Source organism: Lysinibacillus sp. NPDC097231 (assembly GCF_044761885.1).
Lineage (GTDB): Bacteria > Bacillota > Bacilli > Bacillales_A > Planococcaceae > Lysinibacillus.
This window is the reverse complement of sequence record NZ_JBIWDH010000001.1, coordinates 137565-160824: the sequence shown is the minus strand read 5'-3', so window position 1 is coordinate 160824 and position 23260 is coordinate 137565. Positions and strand designations below refer to the sequence as shown.

The 23260-nt window shown below is 38.6% G+C and carries 19 protein-coding genes; all 19 read left to right on the top strand.

The annotated features are described in order from the left end of the window. Window positions 1–66: 66 nt before the first annotated feature. The 19 genes from pyrH to pnp all read left to right on the top strand — a co-directional run bounded on the left by pyrH (window position 67) and on the right by pnp (window position 23198). Complete coding sequence (gene pyrH / locus ACIQXF_RS00805) at window positions 67–792, top strand: UMP kinase (RefSeq protein ID WP_223552612.1); 726 nt, start codon at window positions 67–69, stop codon at window positions 790–792. Next, window positions 792–1349 (top strand): ribosome recycling factor, encoded by a 558-nt coding sequence (gene frr / locus ACIQXF_RS00800; protein ID WP_402777753.1) that lies wholly within the window; start codon window positions 792–794, stop codon window positions 1347–1349. The genes pyrH and frr overlap by 1 nt, the downstream gene beginning before the upstream one ends. A gap of 278 nt (window positions 1350–1627) precedes the next feature. Beyond that, window positions 1628–2422: an undecaprenyl pyrophosphate synthase gene (locus tag ACIQXF_RS00795; protein ID WP_402777750.1), complete on the top strand. Its 795-nt coding sequence runs from the start codon at window positions 1628–1630 to the stop codon at window positions 2420–2422. Next, window positions 2419–3219 (top strand): phosphatidate cytidylyltransferase, encoded by an 801-nt coding sequence (locus ACIQXF_RS00790; RefSeq protein ID WP_402777747.1) that lies wholly within the window; start codon window positions 2419–2421, stop codon window positions 3217–3219. Before ACIQXF_RS00795 ends, ACIQXF_RS00790 begins: the two co-directional genes overlap by 4 nt. A gap of 84 nt (window positions 3220–3303) precedes the next feature. Next, window positions 3304–4449, top strand: a complete 1146-nt coding sequence (gene dxr, locus ACIQXF_RS00785; RefSeq protein ID WP_402777744.1) for a 1-deoxy-D-xylulose-5-phosphate reductoisomerase — start codon at window positions 3304–3306, stop codon at window positions 4447–4449. Window positions 4450–4495: 46 nt separating this feature from the next. Further along, window positions 4496–5764, top strand: a complete 1269-nt coding sequence (gene rseP, locus ACIQXF_RS00780) for an RIP metalloprotease RseP (RefSeq protein ID WP_402777741.1) — start codon at window positions 4496–4498, stop codon at window positions 5762–5764. 173 nt (window positions 5765–5937) lie between these two features. Further along, window positions 5938–7644 carry a proline--tRNA ligase gene (locus ACIQXF_RS00775; RefSeq protein ID WP_402777738.1) on the top strand — a complete coding sequence of 569 codons (1707 nt, stop codon included), beginning with the start codon at window positions 5938–5940 and terminating at the stop codon, window positions 7642–7644. A 273-nt stretch (window positions 7645–7917) separates the two neighbouring features. Further along, entirely contained in the window at window positions 7918–12249 is a 4332-nt protein-coding gene (locus ACIQXF_RS00770; protein WP_402777735.1) for a PolC-type DNA polymerase III, read from the top strand. 446 nt (window positions 12250–12695) lie between these two features. Beyond that, the gene (gene rimP, locus ACIQXF_RS00765) at window positions 12696–13166 is read left to right on the top strand and encodes a ribosome maturation factor RimP (protein ID WP_402777732.1); all 471 of its coding nucleotides are present in this window, start codon (window positions 12696–12698) and stop codon (window positions 13164–13166) included. Between the two features lie 30 nt (window positions 13167–13196). Beyond that, window positions 13197–14333 (top strand): transcription termination factor NusA, encoded by a 1137-nt coding sequence (gene nusA / locus ACIQXF_RS00760; protein WP_402777729.1) that lies wholly within the window; start codon window positions 13197–13199, stop codon window positions 14331–14333. Between the two features lie 185 nt (window positions 14334–14518). Beyond that, on the top strand, window positions 14519–14797 hold the full coding sequence (gene rnpM / locus ACIQXF_RS00755) for an RNase P modulator RnpM (RefSeq protein WP_402777726.1): 279 nt from the start codon (window positions 14519–14521) through the stop codon (window positions 14795–14797). Beyond that, entirely contained in the window at window positions 14794–15102 is a 309-nt protein-coding gene (locus tag ACIQXF_RS00750) for a YlxQ family RNA-binding protein (protein WP_402777723.1), read from the top strand. The genes rnpM and ACIQXF_RS00750 overlap by 4 nt, the downstream gene beginning before the upstream one ends. 14 nt (window positions 15103–15116) lie before the next feature. Then, complete coding sequence (gene infB / locus ACIQXF_RS00745; RefSeq protein WP_402777720.1) at window positions 15117–17390, top strand: translation initiation factor IF-2; 2274 nt, start codon at window positions 15117–15119, stop codon at window positions 17388–17390. After that, a complete protein-coding gene (locus ACIQXF_RS00740) occupies window positions 17390–17668 on the top strand; it encodes a DUF503 domain-containing protein (RefSeq protein WP_402777717.1) in 279 nt (92 codons plus the stop codon). Before infB ends, ACIQXF_RS00740 begins: the two co-directional genes overlap by 1 nt. Window positions 17669–17746: 78 nt before the next feature. After that, window positions 17747–18088 carry a 30S ribosome-binding factor RbfA gene (rbfA, locus tag ACIQXF_RS00735; RefSeq protein WP_402777715.1) on the top strand — a complete coding sequence of 114 codons (342 nt, stop codon included), beginning with the start codon at window positions 17747–17749 and terminating at the stop codon, window positions 18086–18088. A 137-nt stretch (window positions 18089–18225) separates the two neighbouring features. Continuing rightward, on the top strand, window positions 18226–19137 hold the full coding sequence (truB, locus tag ACIQXF_RS00730) for a tRNA pseudouridine(55) synthase TruB (protein WP_402777712.1): 912 nt from the start codon (window positions 18226–18228) through the stop codon (window positions 19135–19137). A gap of 13 nt (window positions 19138–19150) precedes the next feature. Next, window positions 19151–20104 carry a riboflavin biosynthesis protein RibF gene (ribF, locus tag ACIQXF_RS00725; RefSeq protein WP_402777709.1) on the top strand — a complete coding sequence of 318 codons (954 nt, stop codon included), beginning with the start codon at window positions 19151–19153 and terminating at the stop codon, window positions 20102–20104. Between the two features lie 294 nt (window positions 20105–20398). Next, window positions 20399–20668 carry a 30S ribosomal protein S15 gene (gene rpsO, locus ACIQXF_RS00720; protein WP_036121378.1) on the top strand — a complete coding sequence of 90 codons (270 nt, stop codon included), beginning with the start codon at window positions 20399–20401 and terminating at the stop codon, window positions 20666–20668. A 415-nt stretch (window positions 20669–21083) separates the two neighbouring features. Continuing rightward, window positions 21084–23198, top strand: coding sequence for a polyribonucleotide nucleotidyltransferase (gene pnp / locus ACIQXF_RS00715; RefSeq protein ID WP_402777704.1), 2115 nt, complete (start codon window positions 21084–21086; stop codon window positions 23196–23198). Window positions 23199–23260: the final 62 nt, after the last annotated feature.

Here is a 23260-nt window from a genome sequence, read left to right as displayed (position 1 = left end):
TGTTATATATACTATAATGGAAAAGGGAATAGAGATGTTTTAAATAAAGTCTGACGGAGGTTTACAATGAGTGTGCCACAATATAAACGAGTAGTTATAAAATTAAGTGGTGAAGCGTTAGCTGGAGAAGCGGGCTTCGGTTTATCACCAAAAATAATCAAGGCTGTTGCAGAGGAAGTAAAAGAAGTAGTAGATCTTGATGTAGAAGTTGCTGTTGTTGTAGGTGGCGGTAATATATGGCGTGGGAAAATAGGTAGTGAAATGGGAATGGATCGTGCAGCAGCCGACTATATGGGAATGCTTGCAACGGTAATGAACTCCTTAGCATTACAAGATGCCCTAGAAAAATTAGGAATTGAAACGCGTGTACAATCATCTATCGTGATGACACAAGTAGCAGAACCATATATTCGTCGTAAAGCAGTTCGTCATCTAGAGAAAAAACGTGTAGTAATTTTTGCAGCAGGTACGGGTAACCCGTTCTTCTCTACAGATACAACTGCTGCATTAAGAGCAGCAGAAATCGACGCAGATGCTATTTTAATGGCAAAAAATAATGTAGATGGTGTTTATTCTGCAGATCCAAAGGTAGATACAACTGCCATTAAATATGATACACTCACATACTTAGACGTTATTCAACAAGGTTTACAAGTAATGGATTCAACAGCTTCTACTTTATGTATGGATAACGATATTCCGTTAATTGTCTTCTCAATTACGGAACCAGGTAATATTAAACGTGCCGTACAAGGCGAGAAAATTGGAACAGTTGTTAGGAGGAATGCATAATGGCTAAACAAGTTTTAGAACAAGCTAAAGAAAAAATGAACAAAACAATTGCTGCTTTTTCGCGAGAGCTAGCATCAATCCGTGCAGGTCGTGCAAATGCATCTCTATTAGATCGCATTACTGTTGATTATTACGGTGCACCAACACCAATTAATCAAATTGGAGGTGTTTCTGTACCAGAAGCACGTTTACTAGTCATTACACCTTACGATAAAACGATATTAGGTGAGATTGAAAAAGCAATTATGAAATCAGACATTGGTATTACACCAACAAACGATGGTTCAGTTATTCGATTAATGATCCCTGCTTTAACAGAAGAGCGTCGTAAAGATCTTGTAAAGCAAGTGAAAAAAGAAGCTGAGGATGCAAAAATCGCTGTCCGTAACGTTCGTCGCGATGCTAATGATGATCTAAAAAAACTTGAAAAAGCTGGCGAAATCACAGAAGATGATCTACGTGGCTATGGTGAAGATATTCAAAAATTAACAGATGAATTCATTGTAAAAGTAGATCAAGTAACGAAAGAAAAAGAAAAAGAAATTTTAGAGGTGTAAGCAGCACGCTTTGCATATCTATGATGGAACTTTTTGATGAGATGAAGGCGTCCTATATATATCAGGACGTCTTTTCTCTTTATCTTCATTCAGCAAATATGTACTGTGCGAAAGCGAAGCGGCAGCGACAATAATGAATGCCTTCTTTAAAATGTGAATAGTTCTAAAATAAGCTAGTTCATACATAGTCAATCTAGAGGGAAAAAAAAGACAAAAAGCACTTTTGTTTGTTATGATAGGTTAGTATACGTCCGATTAGTTGTAGTGGGGGAGTTAGCATGTTTAAAAAGCTATTAGGTAAACAAATAAATATGGATACACTATCATTGGAGGATCGCGTTGCCCTTGCTAAAAGCGAGCCGATTCCTGCCCATGTAGCGATTATTATGGACGGAAATGGACGTTGGGCGAAGAAACGTGCCATGCCACGTGTTGCTGGGCACCATGAAGGTATGAAGACGGTACGAAAGGTAACTAGATTTGCATCAGATTTAGGTATTAAAGTATTAACGGTATATGCGTTCTCTACAGAAAATTGGAAACGACCAAAAAAAGAGGTTGATTTTCTAATGCGTCTACCTGTTGAATTTTTAGGCTCCTTTTTACCTGAAATGATGGAACGTAATGTACGTGTCGAAATGATTGGGGACCCAACTTTGTTGCCTGCTCATACACAAAAAGCATTGTATGAGGCGATGGAGGAGACAAAACATAATACAGGGTTAATTTTGAACTTTGCGCTGAATTATGGGAGTCGTTCGGAAATGGTTGGTGCCATGAAAACAATGCTTGAAAAAGTGCAGGACGGTCAATTAACGATGCAAGATATAACAGAAGAATGCTTGACATCACATTTAATGACGGCCCATCTGCCCGAGCCAGATTTATTAATTCGTACAAGTGGTGAAGTACGACTAAGTAACTTTATGTTATGGCAGCTCGCCTATACGGAATTATGGTTTACAAATACATTGTGGCCAGATTTTAGTGCGGAAAACTTACTGGAAGCGGTGGAAAACTATCAAAAGCGTAATCGCCGTTACGGTGGGTTGAAGGGAGAAGAAACAACTTGAAACAACGAATCATCACAGCAATAGTTGCAGCAGCGCTTTTCATTCCATTTGTTATTTATGGAAAAGTGCCATTTACACTACTTGTGCTTGCAATGGCTGTTGTCGGCTTTTATGAAATACTAAAAATGAAAGGCATTTCGCTTTTCTCAGTGCCTGGTTTTTTAGGGCTACTAACATTAATAATCCTTGTTATACCAAAGGACTGGTCAAGTAAAGTAGTAGATGCAATTGGCTATTCTTCCAATTTGATGGTTGTCTATGGTCTAATGATGCTATTGCTTATTTACGTAGTCCTTGTAAAAAATAAAATTACATTCGATGAAGTTGCCTTTATTTTATTAGGCGCGTTTTATGTTGGCTTAGGCTTCCATTATTTAATCGAAACACGAAATTACGGGTTAGAGTTTGTTGTCTATTGCTTACTTGTAGTTTGGACAACAGACTCAGGTGCATATTTTGTGGGAAGAAAGCTCGGCAAAAATAAGCTTTGGCCAGAAATCTCACCAAAGAAAACAGTAGAAGGGTTTATAGGTGGGATTGTCACTGCAGTAATCTTTGCTGTTGCCATGCAAGCCATATATCCATTTGCGAATGGCTATGTATCGCTGGTTTTCATTACAATTTTTGCGTCAATTATTGGTCAAATGGGTGATTTAGTGGAATCTGCTATAAAGCGCCATTTTGATGTAAAGGATTCAGGCAAAATTTTACCTGGGCATGGCGGTATTTTAGACCGCTTTGATAGTCTATTATTCGTCGTGCCTTTACTCCATTTTTTACATCTTTTTTGGAGCTAAGAACAGCGGAAGCATTCCTCTCTAGATGAAGAGGCTAAATAATCGTGCTATATCGCTTAGATAGAAAAAAGGGGACAACTTGTCGTGAAAAAAATAAGTTTACTTGGTGCAACTGGTTCAATCGGTTGGCAAACCTATGATATTTTAAAAGAACAACGCGATGCCTTTCATTTAGTGGCATTTTCTTCAGGAAAAAACATCGAAAAAACTCGTGAAATGATCGAAACTTTGAAGCCTGAGCTGGTATCTGTTCAATTAGAAGAGGATGCACTTTCGCTTGCTAAAGAATATCCACAGGTTCATTTTACTTTTGGAGCAAAAGGGCTGGTAGAAATAGCTACCCATCCTGACTCAACAGTGCTTGTAAATGCTGTTCTTGGTAGTGTTGGTCTAGAATCGACATTAGCTGCTATTCGTATGGGTAAAACCATTGCTATTGCTAATAAAGAAACACTTGTAACTGCTGGACATTTAGTAATGGCAGAGGCAAAGAAATACAATGCTACAATTTTACCTGTTGATAGTGAGCATTCTGCGATTTTCCAATCGATGAATGGTGAAAATCCGAAAAATATTGAAAGATTAATCATCACAGCTTCAGGTGGTAGCTTCCGTGACAAAACCCGTGAGGAATTGAAGCACGTAACGGTTGCAGATGCGCTAAATCATCCAAACTGGTCAATGGGTGCGAAGATTACGATAGATTCAGCTACAATGATGAATAAAGGTTTAGAAGTAATTGAAGCGCATGTCTTATTTGATATGCCTTATGATAAAATTGATGTACTTTTGCATAGAGAAAGTATTATTCACTCCCTAGTTGAGTATCATGATACTAGTGTCATTGCACAGCTTGGTACACCGGACATGCGTGTCCCTATTCAATATGCATTAAGCTATCCAGATCGTATGCCGCTGCATAACGGGCAACGACTTAATTTAGCGCAAATCGGTCAGTTACATTTTAAAGAAATGGATTTTGAACGTTATCCAGCATTGCGACTGGCATATGAGGCTGGGCGCACAGGCGGTACAATATTAACAGCGATGAATGCAGCGAATGAAGCGGCAGTCGCGGCATTTTTACAAGGTAAAATAACATTCCTTGAAATTGACGAGACGATTGAGCGTGTAATGCAGGCACATAACAACATATTAGTGCCAGATTTGCAAACAATTTTACATGTAGACGGTGAAACAAGAAAAACAGTGTTAGACATGGTAAAATAATGAGAGAAAGATATCGTTAACTATTCGCTTTTAAAGGTGGGGTATTATGCAAACAGCCATTTCATTTATTTTAATATTTGGCTTGCTCGTATTCTTCCATGAATTTGGTCACTTCCTATTTGCCAAACGTGCGGGAATAATGGTTCGTGAGTTCGCTATCGGTATGGGACCAAAAATTTATGGAAAAACACATGGTGAAACACTCTATACGATTCGTTTATTGCCAATCGGTGGTTATGTTCTTATGGCTGGTCAGGACGTGGATGGCACCGAATTACAGCCAGGCTACCGTGTTGGGCTCATAGTAAATGAGGATAATGTTGTAAAGAAAATTATTTTAAATCAAAATAATAAGCAATTACCAGACTTGTTATTTCTGGAAGTTGAACGAGCTGATTTAGAGCGAGATTTATTTGTTGAAGGCTATGATGAAGAAGATCAATTAGTTCGTTATAGTGTTGCAAGAGATTGTATGCTTGTAGAAAACGGTAGAGAAACGTTAATTGCGCCATATGATCGTCAATTTAATGCTAAAACAGTCGGTCAACGTGCTATGACAATCTTTGCAGGTCCGTTATTTAACTTTATATTAGCATTTTTCATCTATCTACTGATTGGATTAATTAATGGTGTCCCGACATATGAACCAATTATTTCAGATGTAGTAGCAAGTGACCCAGCTGCACAAGCAGGAATGCTTGCAGGCGATAAGGTAACAGCCATCGATGGACAAGCAATTAATAAATGGCAAGATTTAGCTAAAAATGTCCAGGATCGTCCAGGTGAAACCATTAATGTAACAGTTGAACGAGATGGACAAACAAAAAGTCTTACAATGGCCGTTAAAGAGATGAAAGATGAAAATACCGGGGATGTTTATGGTCAAATCGGCGTGCAATATGAAAGTCCTAGGGTTTATAATCCGTTAAAGGCTGTCGTTTACGGTGTTCAAGAAACATATAGCATGACAATGCGTATATTTGAATTACTCGGCATGCTTATTACGGGGAAATTTACAATTGATGCACTGTCAGGACCTGTTGGGATTTATAAAACGACCGAGACTGTTGCGACATGGGGTATTTTTGCTTTAATGAATTTTGCAGCTATGTTAAGTATCAACCTAGGAATTATGAACTTATTGCCATTACCAGCACTTGACGGTGGTCGCCTATTATTCTTTGGTTTCGAAGCAGTGCGAGGCAAACCAATCGATCGTCAAAAAGAAGGTATGGTCCATTTTGTAGGTATCGTCCTATTAATGATCTTAATGGTAGTAGTCACATGGAACGATATCCAACGATTTTTCTTTTAACTAAGTTAACTTAATTTAGTTAAAGCCCCAGCGAATGACACATTACGCTAAAGTGAAAATTATTGAAAAAATATAGCTTTGAGCGCAATTTTTTTGAAACATTGCGTTCAAAGCTAAATTTGTTTATGCTAATTAGAGTATAAACTTATCTATTAAAAAAGGTGGAACACTGAATGAAGCAAAGTAAAACATTTATCCCAACGCTACGTGAAGTACCTGCTGATGCAGATGTAAAGTCACATAAGCAATTACTACGTGCAGGGTTTATTCGTCAAAATACAAGTGGGGTATACTCGTATTTACCGCTTGCAAAACGTGTGTTATCAAAAATTGAAAACATTATTCGTGAAGAAATGGAAGCAATCAATTCGATTGAACTTTTAATGCCAGCATTACAATCTGCTGAGCTATGGCAGGAATCTGGTCGCTGGGAAAAGTATGGTCCAGAATTAATGCGATTGAAAGACCGTCATGACCGTGACTTCGCATTAGGACCAACTCATGAAGAAGTCATTACAACTTTAGTACGTGATGAAATTAAATCATATAAAAAATTACCGTTAACACTTTATCAAATTCAAACTAAATTCCGTGATGAAAAACGTCCTCGTTTTGGCTTACTACGAGGAAGAGAGTTTATTATGAAAGATGCATATTCGTTCCATGCATCGCGTGAAAGCTTAGATGAAACATATGAAGATATGTATCGCGCATATTCAAATATTTTCTCTCGTCTTGGCTTAAACTACCGAGCAGTAATCGCAGATGCAGGTTCAATCGGTGGGAAAGGTACACATGAATTTATGGTGCTTTCTGAAATTGGAGAAGATACAATAGCATACTCTAATACGTCTGATTATGCTGCAAACATCGAAATGGCAGAAGTTATTGTAGACTACCAACCTTCAGCGGAAGCCTTAAATGCTCTTGAAAAAGTGGCTACACCAGAACAAAAAACAATTGAAGAAGTTTCGGCTTTCTTAAATGTTGAGTCTTCAAATGTTATTAAATCATTAGTATTTGACGTTGACGGTGACTTAGTTGTTGTACTTGCTCGTGGAGATCACGAAATTAATGATATTAAACTAAAAAATGCGCTGGATGCTGGTTCTGTTGAACTTGCTAGTGAAGCTGCAATTCAAGATTTATTAGGCTGTGGTATTGGTTCTATTGGGCCTGTAAAATTACCAGTAGACGTAAAAGTAGTAGCTGATCAAGCCATTAAATCAATCCACAACGGTGTAGCTGGTGCAAATGAAGATGGGTTCCACTTAGTAAATGTTAACCCAGAGCGTGATTTTGCAGTGAATGAATACTTAGATATTCGTTTTATTCAAGAGGGAGATCCATCTCCAGATGGACAAGGTATCATTAAATTTGCAGAGGGTATTGAGGTTGGTCATATTTTCAAATTAGGAACAACTTACTCTTCAAAAATGAATGGTACATTCTTAGACGAGCAAGGAAAGGCACAGCCATTTATTATGGGCTGCTATGGTATTGGGGTATCTCGTATTTTAGCTGCAGTTGCTGAGCATTTCCAAGATGAAAATGGTTTTGTTTGGCCAACGCAATTAGCTCCTTATGATATCCATGTTGTACCTGTAAATACTAAGGATGAAACACAAGTAGCCTTAGCTGATGAGCTGTATGGTTTATTGAAATCATACCGTTACGATGTACTATTGGATGATCGTGCTGAGCGCGCTGGGGTTAAATTTGCAGACGCAGATTTAATCGGTTTGCCTGTTCGTGTAACAGTAGGGAAAAAAGCAACTGAAGGTATCGTTGAAGTGAAATTCCGTCAAACAGGTGAAACGTTTGAATGGAAAAAAGAAGAGGTCATTGATCGCTTAAATGAATTTTTCCGCAAAAACTAAGTTCCTTTAAAATGGCTGTTCTTAAAAGGATGTAAATGCTTCCTATAGAGGCTTGCCTTTAATTTTGATAAGATAGTAGTAAATAATAATTCGCGACACTTCTGCGGGACAGTGAGCCAAGCAAGAAAGAACAGATACTTAAGTATCTGTTCGGCTTGTGGATCGCCCGCAGAGAGGGAGCGAATTTTTTTCTTCAATTTTCGTCGAATATTTAAGAGAAATAAGAACATGAGGCTTTTTCTTTGGCCTCTTTTTGAAAGTAGGTGTCAAAGATTGGAACAGCAACAAGAGGCAAGAACGAGATTTCAAATGCTCTTGCAGCAACTAGAGTTAACAGATGATGTTTATATGTCCTTTTTTGAAGAAGGTGAATTATCACGTCTAACTGTACACAAAAAGAATAGGCTATGGCATTTTACCATTAAATTACGAGGTATACTGCCGTTTCCTCTATACCAACTTTTTCGTACACATTTAACTGAAAAATTTTCAGCTATCGCTCAAGTTCACACAACTTTTGATACGGTAGAAAAAAATGTCACAGAGGAACTTGTCCAAGCATATTGGTTAACTGTAGTAGAACAAATAGATGAGATGGCGCCAACTTTAAAAAATTGTCTTGTATCACAAATGCCTATGTGGAATGGGCAAAAGATTACTTTATCTTGCATGCAAGAAATGGAATTTATGATGCTGAAAACAAAGTATGCAGAAAAGCTTTCCGAAAGCTATGGTCAATTCGGCTTTCCGCATATTGTGATAGATTTTGTGCTTCAAGATAAAACGGAAGAAATGATTGCAGCACAGGAAGCTTTCGTGGAACAGAAGCGCCTAGAGGAGGCGGTTTTAGCTCAGCAAGCGATACAAGATTTCCAAAAACGTGAGCAGGAGAAGAAAGAAAATCCAGCCATTGCCAACCTTGGTGACCGACCATTCCAGCTTGGTATGTTGATTAAAGACGATGAAATCATGGAAATTAAACGCATTGTTGAGGAAGAACGTCGTGTTGTCGTTGAAGGCTTTGTCTTTGATGCAGAAATAAAAGAGCTGAAAAGTGGCCGCTCTTTATTGCAAATTAAAATTACCGACTATACGGATTCCATCATTGTAAAGATGTTCTCACGTGATAATGATGATGCAGAGCTTATGCAATATTTGAAAAAGGGAATGTGGGTAAAAGTCCGAGGCTCCGTACAAACTGACACATTTATTCGTGATCTAATCATCATGGCAAACGATATTAATGAAATTAAAAAAGAAACACGGCAGGACAAGGCTCCAGAGGGCGAAAAACGGGTAGAATTGCATTTGCATACACCAATGAGCCAAATGGATGCTGTAACACCAGTTGATAGACTTGTTGCGCAGGCTGCAAAGTGGGGTCATCCAGCCGTGGCAATTACCGACCATGCTGTTGTGCAATCCTTCCCAGATGCTTATGCAGCAGGGAAAAAGCATGGTATCAAAGTTATTTATGGCTTGGAAGCTAATCTAGTAGATGATGGCGTACCGATTGCTTATGCACCTGAACATCGATTATTAGCTGATGATACTTATGTTGTGTTTGACGTAGAAACGACAGGTTTATCTACAGCTTACGATACAATTATTGAACTTGCCGCGGTGAAAATTAAAGATGGAAATGTTATCGACAAATACGAAAGCTTTGCCAATCCACATCATCCACTTTCTGCGACGACCATTGAACTAACAGGCATTACAGATGATATGGTCCGCAACGCGCCAGAAGTGGAGCAAGTCATTAAGGAGTTCCATGAATTTATCGGAGATGGCATTGTAGTAGCTCATAATGCATCGTTTGATATTGGCTTTTTATACACAGGCTATAAAAAATATGGATTAGAGGGAACAATTCATCCTGTCATAGATACGTTGGAACTTGCCAGATTACTCTTTCCAACGATGAAAAATCACCGTTTAAATACACTATGTAAAAAGTTTAACATTGAATTAACCCAGCATCACCGGGCTATTTATGACACAGAGGCAACAGGTTTTTTACTTTTACAGCTGTTAAAAGATGCAGACGAATTAGGTATCAAATACCACGATGACTTTAATAAGCATATCGGTGGTGGTGATGCTTATAAAAAGGGACGACCAATGCACTGCACAATATTAGCGGTGGATAATGTTGGATTAAAGAATTTATTTAAAATAGTATCTCACTCGCATACAAAAACTTTCTATCGTGTACCTCGTGTTACACGCGCGATACTAGAGCAGTTTAGAGAAGGGTTATTAGTTGGTTCAGGTTGTAGTAATGGTGAATTATTTGAAACCATGATGAATAAATCTCCTGAAGAAGCGGAGAAAATTGCGAGTTTTTATGATTATATTGAAGTTCAACCTAAAGCTGTATATGCACCATTAATTGAGCGCAATGTCGTGCGTGATGAATGGACACTTGAAGATATTATTCGCAAGCTCGTAAAGCTTGGCAAGAAGATTGATAAGCCAGTGGTTGCAACTGGTAATGTCCATTACTTAGATCCAACAGATGGGATGTTTAGACAAATACTAATTGGCTCTCAAGGCGGTGCCAACATATTAAATAGATCAAAGCTACCTGAGGTTCATTTTAGAACGACTGATGAAATGCTTGATGAATTTGATTTTTTAGGACCAGACCTTGCGAAAGAAGTAGTTGTCACCAACTCTCAAAAAATAGCAGATATGATTGGTGATGTTAAGCCAATTAAAGATGATTTATATACACCAAAAATTGAAGGCTCTGATGATGAAGTAACTAATTTAACCTATGAAATGGCTCATCGTATATATGGTGAGGAATTACCAGAAATCGTGAAAGCGCGTATCGAAAAGGAATTAAAATCGATTTTAGGTCATGGATTTGGCGTAATTTATTTAATTTCTGCAAAGCTTGTGAAAAAGTCATTAGCTGATGGTTATTTAGTTGGTTCCCGTGGTTCTGTCGGATCATCATTAGTAGCGACTTTTATGGAGATTACTGAGGTAAATCCACTTCCACCACATTATATTTGTCCAAATTGTAAGCATTCTGAGTTTTTTGATGATGGTTCAGTAAGCTCAGGCTATGACTTACCAAATAAAGATTGTACGGAATGCGGAACACCGTATAAAAAGGATGGGCAAGATATCCCGTTCGAAACGTTCCTTGGCTTTAAAGGAGATAAGGTACCTGATATCGATCTCAACTTTTCCGGTGAATATCAGCCACAAGCTCATAACTACACAAAAGTATTATTCGGTGAAGATTATGTCTATCGTGCGGGAACAATCGGTACAGTTGCAGAGAAAACAGCATATGGCTATGTAAAAGGCTATGCTAATGATAACAACCTGCATTTCCGCGGTGCCGAAGTAGATCGGTTAGTACAAGGTTGTACAGGCGTAAAACGTACAACAGGGCAGCATCCTGGGGGAATTATCGTAGTACCAGATTATATGGATATTTACGACTTCTCACCAGTGCAATTCCCTGCGGATGCACAAGATGCAGAGTGGCGTACAACGCACTTTGATTTCCACTCCATTCACGATAATATTTTAAAGCTTGATATTCTTGGGCATGATGATCCGACTGTGATTCGGATGTTGCAGGATTTATCTGGAATAGATCCAAAAACTATCCCAACAGATGATCCAGTCGTTATGAAGATCTTTAGTTCTCCAGAGTCTTTAGGTGTAACAGAAAAACAAATAGCCTGTAAGACGGGAACACTGGGCATTCCGGAGTTCGGTACCCGTTTTGTACGTCAAATGCTAGAAGATACAAAGCCATCGACATTTTCGGAGCTTGTGCAAATTTCAGGACTTTCACATGGAACGGACGTGTGGCTAGGTAATGCGCAGGAATTAATTCAAAACGGTACATGTGTGCTGAAGGAAGTAATTGGCTGTCGTGACGATATCATGGTTTATTTAATTTACCAAGGGCTAGAACCATCATTAGCGTTTAAAATTATGGAATCAGTACGTAAAGGGAAAGGTTTATCTGAAGAATTTGAAGCAGAGATGCTAGCGAATAAAGTACCGGGCTGGTATATCGAATCATGTAAAAAGATAAAATACATGTTCCCGAAAGCACACGCTGCTGCTTACGTTTTAATGGCAGTTCGTATTGCTTGGTTTAAGGTACACTTCCCAATTCTTTACTATGCAGCGTATTTTACAGTACGTGCAGATGATTTTGATTTAATCGCGATGGTACAGGGCTCACAAATGATCCGTGCAAAAATCGATGAAATCAATATGAAAGGCCTAGATGCTTCAACAAAAGAGAAAAACTTATTAACCGTAATGGAACTAGCTCTTGAAATGTGTGAGCGTGGTATGAGCTTCCAAAAGGTTGACTTATATCGTTCACAGGCTAGTGAATTTGTAATAGATGGTAACTCATTAATCCCTCCATTTGATGCGATTCCTGGACTTGGTACTAACGTTGCTAAAACAATTGTGGCAGCACGTGAGGATGGTGAATTTTTATCGAAGGAAGATTTACAGCAACGAGGTCGTGTTTCTAAAACATTAATCGAATACATGGATCAGTTGGGCTGCTTAGAGGGGATGCCTGACGCAAACCAACTGTCACTTTTCTAAGTATTTAATAAAAGGCAATGGCATTACCTATAATAATGCTTAGGCCACATGCAGGCCTAAGCACAAAGCCAAATCCGGACGCATTGTTTATCTGTAGCGAAAGCAAGCGGCAGCTACAATTATGCCGAGGCATAATTTCAAATTCCAGACACATTTATAGCTAAGTGCAAGTCATGTTTAGAATAAGGAAATTTGCATTGTGCTGTAAACTATGCTATCCTTATGGTAATAATTTGTTGATAGTTTTCCAGCAAAAGAGTGGGGCATTCCCGCTCTTTTCTGTTGTTATACCGTAGCAAAACAAATTTTTGACTAACAGCAGGTAAGACCGTTAAATTTCACCAAAGCAACTGGTGGAATTTCTGTTTTATTATGGTTCATTACAACACCAAGTGATCGTGATGAACTCTTACTACGCTAGAATTTGATAGATACAGGAGGAAACAATGAGCAAAGTACCATCTTTAGTCGAAGAGCTCGCTAAACCAATTGTTGAAGAGTTAAATCTTGAGTTAGTGGATATAGAGTTCGTAAAAGAAGGACGCAACTGGTTTTTACGTGTTTATGTAGATACACCTGGGGGTGGAATTGACATTGACCAATGTGCTCAAGTTAGTGAACGACTAAGTTTGCTGTTGGATGAAAAAGATCCAATTACACAAAACTATTATTTAGAAGTTTCTTCACCTGGAGCAGAGCGTCCATTAAAAAAAGATGCTGATTTTGAAAAAGCGATTGGCAAATTTATTTATGTAAAAACTTATGAGCCCGTCAAGGACATGAAGGAATTCCAAGGCTACTTAACATCATATGATGAACATACATTAGTGATGGAAGTTCGTATTAAAACGCGCAAAATTACAGTAACAATTGAACAAGAGAAAATCGCATTGGCTCGACTAGCCATCGATTTTTAAGCATAATGCATATTTAGGAGTGAAAACAAAATGAGTAGTGATTTGTTAGATGCGCTAAATGCGCTGGAAGAACAAAAAGGAATTTCAAGAGATGTGTTAATTGAAGCAATAGAAGCGGCATTAGTTACAGCTTACAAACGCAACTTCAATCAAGCACAAAATGTTCGTGTAGATCTAAACTTAGATAAGGGCTCTATTCGTGTATTTTCACGTAAAGATGTAGTGGAAGAGGTGGAGGATGATCGTTTGCAAATTTCTTTAGAAGATGCAAAAGCTATTAACCCTGCTTACCAGTTAGATGATGTGGTTGAACAAGAAGTGACACCTCGAAACTTTGGTCGTATTGCCGCACAGACAGCAAAACAAGTTGTTACACAACGAGTACGTGAGGCAGAGCGCGGTTTAATTTACGAGCAATATGTTGACCGTGAAGATGATATTGTGACAGGTGTAGTGGAACGCCTAGATGCTCGTAATATTTACGTAGGTCTAGGAAAAGTGGAAGCGGCATTGCCACAAAACGAACAAATTCAAGGTGAGACATATCACCCTCATGATCGCATCAAAGTCTACATTACAAAGGTTGAGCGTACGACACGTGGACCACAAGTCATTGTTTCACGTACACATCCTGGCTTATTACGCCGCTTATTTGAGATGGAAGTACCTGAAATCTATGAAGGAATTGTAGAAATTAAATCAATTGCTCGCGAAGCAGGAGATCGTTCAAAAATCTCTGTTCATGCGCATAACGAAGAGGTTGATCCAGTAGGTTCATGTGTAGGGGCAAAAGGCGCTCGTGTTCAAACAATTGTCAATGAATTAAACGGTGAAAAAATCGATATCGTTGAATGGTCTGAGGATCCAGTTGTATTCGTAGCAAATGCTCTTAGCCCATCTAAGGTTTTAGATGTTCAAGTAAATGAAGAAGAAAAATCTACAACTGTTGTCGTACCAGACTATCAATTATCACTAGCAATCGGTAAACGTGGTCAAAATGCACGTTTGGCTGCGAAGCTAACTGGCTGGAAAATTGATATTAAGAGTGAAACAGATGCTCGTGACTTAGGTATTTATCCATCTGCAACAAGCACTTTCATACCTGCTGAAGAAGAAAGTGATTTTAATGATGTTGCAGTTGACTTATATCAAGATGACGAAGAATAAGTAAGAAAGCCCGTGTGACTGGTTAGCTGCCATTATTCAGTGGGCGTTCGAGCGCGTCGACTGAATAATGGCAGAGCCTACAACGGAAATTTTACGGATTGATTATTTTAAATTCGATTTATGACCAACGTAGACATGGCTAGTCCACCTCTTACGATATGCTTCAGAGAGGAAAGGTGATTCTTATGGCTGTTAATAAAAAAGTACCTCTTCGAAAATGTGTAGCTACTGGGGAAATGCTACCAAAGAAAGAAATGATTCGTGTTGTTCGTTCGAAAGAGGGCGAGGTAAGTGTTGATGTTTCCGGAAAAAAACCCGGACGCGGTGCCTATGTCTCTAAAACAGAGGAGGCGATTGAAATCGCTCGCAAGAAAAATGTTTTAGGGCACCAACTTGATGTAAAAATCCCTGAAGAAATCTACGATGAGCTAATTTTACTCATTCGTAGGGAGTCTATTATATGATTAATCAAGCAGTGTTTAATTTGCTTGGAATAGCGGCGAGAGCCCGTAAAGTTATTTCAGGAGAAGAGTTAGTAGTAAAGGAAGTCCGCAATGGAAATGCTAAGCTAGTACTGCTTGCAAACGATGCTTCTAAAAACTCTAGCAAAAAAATTCAAGATAAATGCACGTACTACAACGTTGAGTATCATGTAATTGGTGATCGTTATGATCTAGGACATGCTACAGGTAAGGAGGCCCGAGTGGCTTTAGCTATTACCGATAAAGGTTTTGCAAGCAAATTGTCTAGTCTACTCAACGAAAAATAATCGGGGGTGAGCAGATGACCAAAATCAGAGTTCATGAATATGCGAAACAAGTGAATAAAACGAGTAAAGAGGTTATTGAAGCACTAAATAAATTAAATGTAAGTGTAACAAACCATATGTCCATGTTAGAAAAAGACATGGTGGCGAAGTTAAACCAATCATTTAATCCAACTTCAGCGAAGAAAGAAACGAAGCCACCTACTCAAAACGTATCGCAAAAACCACAGCACTCGGTGAAAAAGCAGGAAGGACAAAAGCAGCAATCTGCTTCTTCCAAACCTAAAGCAAACAATCAGCAACAACAAACGTATCAAAACTCAAATTCGTCTAACGAAAAATCTAAGAATACAAAAGGTAATCAAAATCGAAATATGACACAAAATAACAATAATAATAATAATAATAATAATAATAATCGCAGAGGTGGCGGTGGTTATAACCAACGTCCAAAACCAGGAATCCATGGAGGCAAACGTCGCCATCCTAAAACACATCAACCATCTATACCAGTGAAACAAAAGGAATTACCAGAAAAAATTACTTTTGTTGAATCACTTTCAGTAGCAGAATTAGCAAAAAAACTACACCGTGAACCATCAGAAATCATTAAAAAATTATTTATGCTTGGAGTAATGGCAACAATTAACCAAGAATTAGATAAGGATGCAATTGAATTAATTTGCGCAGACTATGGTGTAGAAGTTGAAGAAGAAATCCGTGTAGATATTACGGATTTAGAAACACACTTCGAACAAACAGAAGAAGTTAACGAGGCGGACTTAGCAGAACGTCCTCCTGTAGTGACAATTATGGGTCACGTTGACCATGGTAAAACTACATTATTAGACTCTATTCGCAATACAAAAGTTACAGCTGGAGAGGCTGGAGGTATTACTCAGCATATCGGTGCTTATCAAGTAACTGAAGGCGACAAAAAAATTACGTTCCTTGATACACCAGGACACGCTGCATTTACTACAATGCGTGCGCGTGGTGCGAAAATAACGGACTTAACAATTTTAGTAGTAGCTGCGGATGATGGTGTTATGCCACAAACAGTAGAAGCCATTAACCACGCAAAAGCAGCAGAAGTACCTATTATCGTAGCAGTCAATAAAATGGATAAACCTTCAGCTAATCCAGACCGTGTTATGCAAGAATTAACGGAGCATGGCCTAGTTCCTGAAGCTTGGGGCGGCGACACTATATTCGTACCAATTTCTGCATTAAAAGGTGAAGGCATTGACACATTATTAGAAATGATTTTACTTGTTGCTGAAGTTGGAGAATTCAAAGCAACGCCTAATCGTTTAGCGCTTGGTACAGTAATTGAAGCACAGTTAGACAAAGGTCGTGGCTCTGTTGCAACGCTTTTAGTACAAGACGGAACATTAAAAGTTGGGGATCCAATTGTTGTCGGCCATGCTTATGGGCGAGTACGTGCTATGGTGAATGATAAAGGCCGTCGTGTGAAAGAAGCTGGACCATCAATGCCAGTAGAAATCACAGGCTTAAATGATGTACCACAAGCTGGCGACCGTTTCGTTGTCTTTGAAGACGAAAAAACAGCACGCCAAGTTGGAGAAACTCGTGCAATGTCTGCAATTCAAGCACAACGCTCAGAAAAACAACGCGTAACGCTTGATAACTTATTCGAACAAATGAGTCAAGGCGAAATGAAAGAGCTAAACTTAATTGTTAAAGCCGACGTTCAAGGTACTGTGGAAGCTATGGCTGCATCATTAATGAAAATTGATGTTGAAGGCGTAAACGTGAAAATTATTCATACTGGCGCTGGAGCAATTACAGAGTCAGATATTTCACTTGCTGCGGCTTCAAATGCAATTGTTATTGGTTTCAACGTTCGTCCAGATGTCAATGCAAAACGTGCAGCAGAAGAAGAGGGCGTAGATATTCGTCTACACCGCATTATCTATAAAGTAATCGAGGAAATTGAACAAGCAATGAAAGGTATGCTTGATCCAGAATTCGTAGAAAAAATTATTGGTCAAGCAGAAGTTCGACAAACAATTAAAGTATCAAAAGTTGGTACGATTGCTGGCTCATACGTAACAGAAGGTAAAGTAACTCGTGATTCTGGCGTACGTGTAATCCGCGATAACGTAGTCATTTTTGAAGGTGAATTAGATACACTAAAACGTTTCAAAGATGAAGTGAAAGAAGTTGCAAAAGGTTACGAATGTGGTATTACAATTACAAACTTCAACGACATTAAAGAAGGCGATATTATTGAAGCCTACATTATGGAAGAAGTTAAACGCGTATAATGATTGTCTATGCAGAGGTTGAATTTATCATTCAAACTGCCCATTCGTTAAAGGAAAAGCGAGCTGTCTTACAGCGTATGATTACTCGCACTAAGCAAAAATTTAATGTTTCCATTGCGGAAATTGACCATCAAAATGTATGGCAACGCACAAAAATAGCGCTTGTTGCTGTTTCTTCATCAAAAGAAGCCGCCGAGCGAGAAATTAATCATGCGCTCCACTACTTACAGTCAAATCCATCTTGGGAACAGTTAAATGCGTGGCGAGACTATTTATAAGTAGCATTAGATAGTTGTGTCTCTTATGATGTAATGGAGTACACAACTATCTGTACATCGAAATTGAGGTGACAAACTATGTCTCTACGCTCAAACCGTATTGCTGAGCAAATGAAAAAAGAGCTTGGTGATATTCTTGGCCGTAAAATAAAAGATCCGCGTGTTGGTTTCATTACTGTTACTGGTGTTGAGGTAACAGGTGATTTACAGCAAGCGACTATTTATATTACAACTCTAGGCAATGAACGTGAACGAGAGGAAACACTTAAAGCATTATTAAAAGCTTCTGGTTTCATTCGTTCCGAAATTGGTTCACGAATCCGTTTACGTCGTACACCAGAATTAATCTTTGAATTCGACTCATCGATTGAATATGGGAACCGCATAGATTCGTTACTACGAGGTTTACACGAAGAATAAGCTAACATAAAAAGTCTGCCACATGCATGTCCATGCAGGCAGATTTTTTATATTCAAAGAAATTTGCTTGAGCGAAAAATATCCGAATTTGGATACTGTCAATATACGAAAAACGAATTGATTTAAGGAGGATATTTATGAACGGTATTTTACCACTTTGGAAAGAACAAGGTATGACAAGTCACGATTGCGTCTTTAAATTACGAAAAATTTTACGTACAAAAAAAGTTGGCCATACAGGAACACTTGATCCAGGTGTAGAGGGCGTTCTTCCCATTTGTATTGGTCAGGCAACGCGTATTGCAGAATATTTAACAGATGCAGGAAAGATCTATGAAGCCGTTATTTCAATTGGCCGTACAACGACAACTGAGGATGCAGAAGGAGATACGGTTGAGCAAGATAGTACGATTAAAAAGTTCACACGTACTCAATTGCAGGAGGTTTTAGCCTCGCTAACAGGTGTCATTCATCAGACGCCACCAATGTTTTCAGCTGTCAAAGTAAATGGTAAACGTCTCTATGAATATGCTCGAAAAGGTGAAACTGTCGAAAGACCCTCTCGTCAAGTTACTATTTATGCTCTAGAGCTACTAGATGATGCAGAAGTATACGAAGGTCAAGAGATCACATTTCCCGTCCGTATAGCATGTAGTAAAGGGACATACATTCGCACACTAGCTGTACAAATTGGAGAGGCACTGGGCTATCCTGCGCATATGAAAGAGCTCGTACGCACAGCCTCGGGTACATTTACGCAAGACAATTGCTTTACATTATCACAAGTTGCTGAGCTGATGGAAGCTGAACAAATCGATACATGTATTTTGCCAGTTGAGCATGCATTAACAGACTATCCATATATTGAGATAACTTCTGCTAATGAAAAAGAAATTTTCAATGGACAAGTGCTTCCCGCGGATGCATTATTAAAGATACATGATAAAATTGTTTTTGGAATCAGTGGGAAAGCCATTGCGGTTTATCATGCCCATCCTACAAAGGAAGGGTTGATGAAGCCACATAAGATGTTTCCAACGATAGAGTAGGAGGATTTTTTGTATGGAGGTCATTCATTTAAAATACCCACACCAACTACAGCAACGAGAAAGCATGCAGCCATATTCATTGGCGCTTGGCTTTTTTGATGGTGTACATAGAGGGCATCAGGCAGTTATTCAGGCGGCGAAGGAAGAAGGGGATAAGCGTCAAATTCCGACAGCTGTTATGACATTCGACCCGCATCCTTCCTTAGTGCTTGGCGGCCGTAACGAAAAAGTTTTTTATATCACGTTATTACAGCAAAAATTGCAGCTTTTTGAAGAACAAGGTGTGGATACAGTATTTGTTGTACATTTCACATCTGATTTTGCAAAGCTTTCACCTGCTGCGTTTATAGATACATTTATTCGTGGGTTGAATATTCAACATGTTACAGCTGGTTTTGATTATTCGTTTGGTGCATTTGGTAAAGGCACAATGGAAGATATGCGTGCATGGAGTAATGGGGATTATGGTGTGACAGTTGTTGATAAGAAAACTGACGATATCGAAAAAATTAGCTCAACACGTATCCGTAAGCTTTTGCAAGAGGGCGATATGGAAGCAGCAAGATTGCTGTTAGGACGCCCTTTTGAAATTACAGGAATTGTAGTACACGGTGATAAGCGTGGTCGTACAATAGGTTTCCCAACTGCAAATGTCCAGGCATTAGAGGGAACTTATATTCCAGCAAGTGGTGTGTATGCTGTTCGTCTACTTGTACAAAATAACTGGTATGATGGTGTATGTAATGTAGGCTATAAACCGACATTTAAAGATCCAAATGATAAGCAATTATCTATCGAAGTTCATATATTAAACTTCGAAAAAAATATCTATGGTGAAGAAGTGCATGTTGCTTGGTATAAACGTATTCGAAGTGAACGAAAGTTCGATGGTATTGAAGCGTTGAAAGCACAAATCGAAAAAGATAAACAAGAAGCAATTGAATATTTTAAGCTTATTACTAGATAGATAAAACTTATGCCATATATAAGTTGATTGGAATCGCCCCGTGGAACGGAAATCAACACACATTATGTGATGAGCCTAATTTTTTGAGTTCCAACAGTAAAATGCAAATAAAGTTTATTAAAGTAAATTATTTACTTTAGCATATGAATAGGCTTACGTTAACGCTTGCTTGACCAATTGATTTATGGTAACATTCATAAGTGCATAATATGCTTAACCTTAGCTCGGTATATCGATGACTCCAACGTGTACTGTGCTAATGGGGATTAACAATTATTTAGGAGGTCCATACAAATGGCTATTACAAAAGAACGTAAAAACGAAATTATCGCTGAGTACCGTACACACGAAAGTGATACTGGTTCACCAGAAGTACAAGTTGCAGTATTAACAGAGGAAATTAATGCTCTAAACGCTCACTTACGTACACACAAAAAAGATTTCCACTCTGAGCGTGGTCTTCTTAAAATGGTAGGTCGTCGTCGTCACCTATTAAAATATCTTCGTGAAACTGACGTACAACGTTACCGTGAACTAATCAATCGTTTAGGCTTACGTCGCTAATTGACAAACGAAAAGCGGGATTATTCCCGCTTTTTCTTTATGTTTATAAAGTGAAACATAATCAGTGTCGGTTTTCTTCATCCCCACTGATTATTGGGTTTTTACGGGTAGTTCATCTCCCGCCTATCTTTTTTGCTTTCGCTGATGTTGAGGTGGGAGTCTTGTATCTGACGTTGATTGCAGGAAGCAATTCAGGAAAATAGTGGCGTGATATTGATAGATCCACTTTTAAATAAAGCTGAAAAACACCCTTTCAATCAAATAGAGAAATAAATCCTAAATAAATTGGCAATAACTGAATTTAAATGTATGATTATTTCATGAAATATTTAGCATAGAACAAGCATTTTTGGTACACTTACTATTAGTACATACAGACGAGTAAGTGTTTTTATAATAGAGAGGGGTTCATTGAATGAACGAAAAAAAAGTCTATTCCTACGAATGGGCTGGCCGTCCACTTGTTATTGAAGTAGGACAGTTAGCAAAACAAGCAAATGGTGCCGCATTAGTACGCTATGGTGATACATCTGTACTGGCAACAGCAACAATGTCTAAATCGCCAAAACCACTTGATTTCTTCCCATTAACAGTTAACTATGAAGAACGTTTATATGCAGCAGGTAAAATTCCTGGTGGTTTTATTAAGCGTGAAGGACGTCCATCTGAAAAAGCAATACTAGCAAGCCGTTTAATTGACCGTCCAATTCGTCCGATGTTCCCAGACGGTTTCCGTAACGAAGTACAAGTGATTTCAATGGTTATGTCTAATGATTCAGATTGTACATCTGAAATGGCAGCTATGGTTGGTTCGTCATTAGCGCTAGCTATTTCTGATATTCCATTCGACGGTCCAATTGCAGGCGTACAAGTTGGATATATTGACGGTGAATTCATCGTGAATCCAACAGTGGAACAGTCTAATCAATCAACAATTCATTTATCTGTGGCAGGGAACAAAGATGCTATTAACATGGTTGAAGCAGGTGCATTAGAAGTACCTGAAGAGGTAATGTTAGAAGCAATTATGTTCGGCCATGAAGAAATCAAAAAAATTATTGCGTTCCAAGAGCAAATTGTTGCTGAAGTAGGAAAAGAAAAATTACCAGTGACATTATTTGAAATTGATGAAGCAATTCAAGCAGATATAAAAGCAGCTTGTGAGACTGACATGCATGATGCCATTCAAACGGCAGAAAAACATGCACGTGATGAGGCTATTCAAGCAGTAAAAGAACGTGTTATTGCTTCATATGAAGAGCAAGAAGCTGATGAAGTTACAATGAAGCAAGTATATACAATTCTAGATAAGATGGTAAAAGACGAAGTACGTCGTCAAATTACAGAAGACAAAATCCGTCCAGATGGTCGTAAGCTAGACGAAATTCGTCCACTTTCTTCTGAAACTGGTTTATTACAACGAACTCATGGTTCTGGGTTATTTACACGTGGACAAACACAAGCCCTATCAATTTGTACACTAGGTGCACTTGGGGATGTACAAATTATTGACGGTTTAGGCGTGGAAGAATCAAAACGCTTTATGCATCACTATAACTTCCCTCAATTCTCAGTAGGGGAAACAGGCCCAATTCGTGGACCAGGTCGTCGTGAAATTGGTCATGGTGCACTAGGTGAACGTGCTCTTGAAGCAGTTATTCCAGATGAATCTGTATTCCCATATACAATTCGTTGTGTATCAGAAGTGCTTGAATCAAATGGTTCAACATCACAGGCTTCTATCTGTGCTTCGACGTTAGCAATGATGGATGCGGGTGTTCCTTTAAAAGCTCCTGTAGCAGGTATTGCAATGGGTCTTATTAAAAAAGGAGAGCATTACTCTATTTTAACTGATATTCAAGGTATGGAAGACCACCTTGGAGATATGGACTTTAAGGTTGCAGGTACAGCTAAGGGTGTAACTGCACTTCAAATGGACATTAAAATCGATGGTCTATCACGCAATATTTTAGAGGAAGCATTGACACAAGCTAAAATCGGCCGTATGCACATTTTAGAGTCGATGCTTGCTACGCTTGCTGAACCACGTGAAAAATTATCTCAATTTGCACCGAAAATTGTTATCGTGAAAATCAATCCTGATAAAATCCGCGATGTCATTGGACCTGGTGGTAAACAGATTAACAAAATTATTGAAGAAACAGGCGTGAAGATTGATACAGAGCAAGATGGTACAATTTATATCTCTTCAGCAAATGAAGAAATGAACGCGCGTGCAAAACAAATTATCGAAGACATCGTACGTGAAGCAAAAGTGGGCGAGTACTACCTATCAACTGTTAAACGTATTGAAAAATTCGGCGCGTTCTGCGAAATATTCCCAGGCAAAGATGGCTTACTTCACATCTCTGAAATTCAAGAGGAACGTACAAAGCAAGTAGAAGACGTGTTGAAACTTGGCGATCAATTACTGGTGAAAGTTATTGAAATCGACAAGCAAGGTCGTGTGAATTTATCTCGTAAAGTAGTTATACAAGAGGAAAAAGAACGAGCTGAGCAAGATAAATAATTAGTTATAGAAAAAGGCTGCGTATAATGCGCAGCCTTTTTTAAATCAGGCAAACATGATAG

Excerpts from the sequence above, each read along its gene's own strand:
- truB (WP_402777712.1), top strand. The coding sequence starts at position 18,226 with ATGAACGGTATTTTACCACTTTGGAAAGAACAAGGTATGACAAGTCAC.
- infB (WP_402777720.1), top strand. The coding sequence starts at position 15,117 with ATGACCAAAATCAGAGTTCATGAATATGCGAAACAAGTGAATAAAACG.
- rnpM (WP_402777726.1), top strand. The coding sequence starts at position 14,519 with ATGGCTGTTAATAAAAAAGTACCTCTTCGAAAATGTGTAGCTACTGGG.
- rseP (WP_402777741.1), top strand. The coding sequence starts at position 4,496 with ATGCAAACAGCCATTTCATTTATTTTAATATTTGGCTTGCTCGTATTC.
- pnp (WP_402777704.1), top strand. The coding sequence starts at position 21,084 with ATGAACGAAAAAAAAGTCTATTCCTACGAATGGGCTGGCCGTCCACTT.
- pyrH (WP_223552612.1), top strand. The coding sequence starts at position 67 with ATGAGTGTGCCACAATATAAACGAGTAGTTATAAAATTAAGTGGTGAA.
- ACIQXF_RS00740 (WP_402777717.1), top strand. The coding sequence starts at position 17,390 with ATGATTGTCTATGCAGAGGTTGAATTTATCATTCAAACTGCCCATTCG.
- frr (WP_402777753.1), top strand. The coding sequence starts at position 792 with ATGGCTAAACAAGTTTTAGAACAAGCTAAAGAAAAAATGAACAAAACA.
- rpsO (WP_036121378.1), top strand. The coding sequence starts at position 20,399 with ATGGCTATTACAAAAGAACGTAAAAACGAAATTATCGCTGAGTACCGT.
- ACIQXF_RS00775 (WP_402777738.1), top strand. The coding sequence starts at position 5,938 with ATGAAGCAAAGTAAAACATTTATCCCAACGCTACGTGAAGTACCTGCT.
- ACIQXF_RS00795 (WP_402777750.1), top strand. The coding sequence starts at position 1,628 with ATGTTTAAAAAGCTATTAGGTAAACAAATAAATATGGATACACTATCA.
- rbfA (WP_402777715.1), top strand. The coding sequence starts at position 17,747 with ATGTCTCTACGCTCAAACCGTATTGCTGAGCAAATGAAAAAAGAGCTT.
- nusA (WP_402777729.1), top strand. The coding sequence starts at position 13,197 with ATGAGTAGTGATTTGTTAGATGCGCTAAATGCGCTGGAAGAACAAAAA.
- ACIQXF_RS00750 (WP_402777723.1), top strand. The coding sequence starts at position 14,794 with ATGATTAATCAAGCAGTGTTTAATTTGCTTGGAATAGCGGCGAGAGCC.
- rimP (WP_402777732.1), top strand. The coding sequence starts at position 12,696 with ATGAGCAAAGTACCATCTTTAGTCGAAGAGCTCGCTAAACCAATTGTT.
- ribF (WP_402777709.1), top strand. The coding sequence starts at position 19,151 with ATGGAGGTCATTCATTTAAAATACCCACACCAACTACAGCAACGAGAA.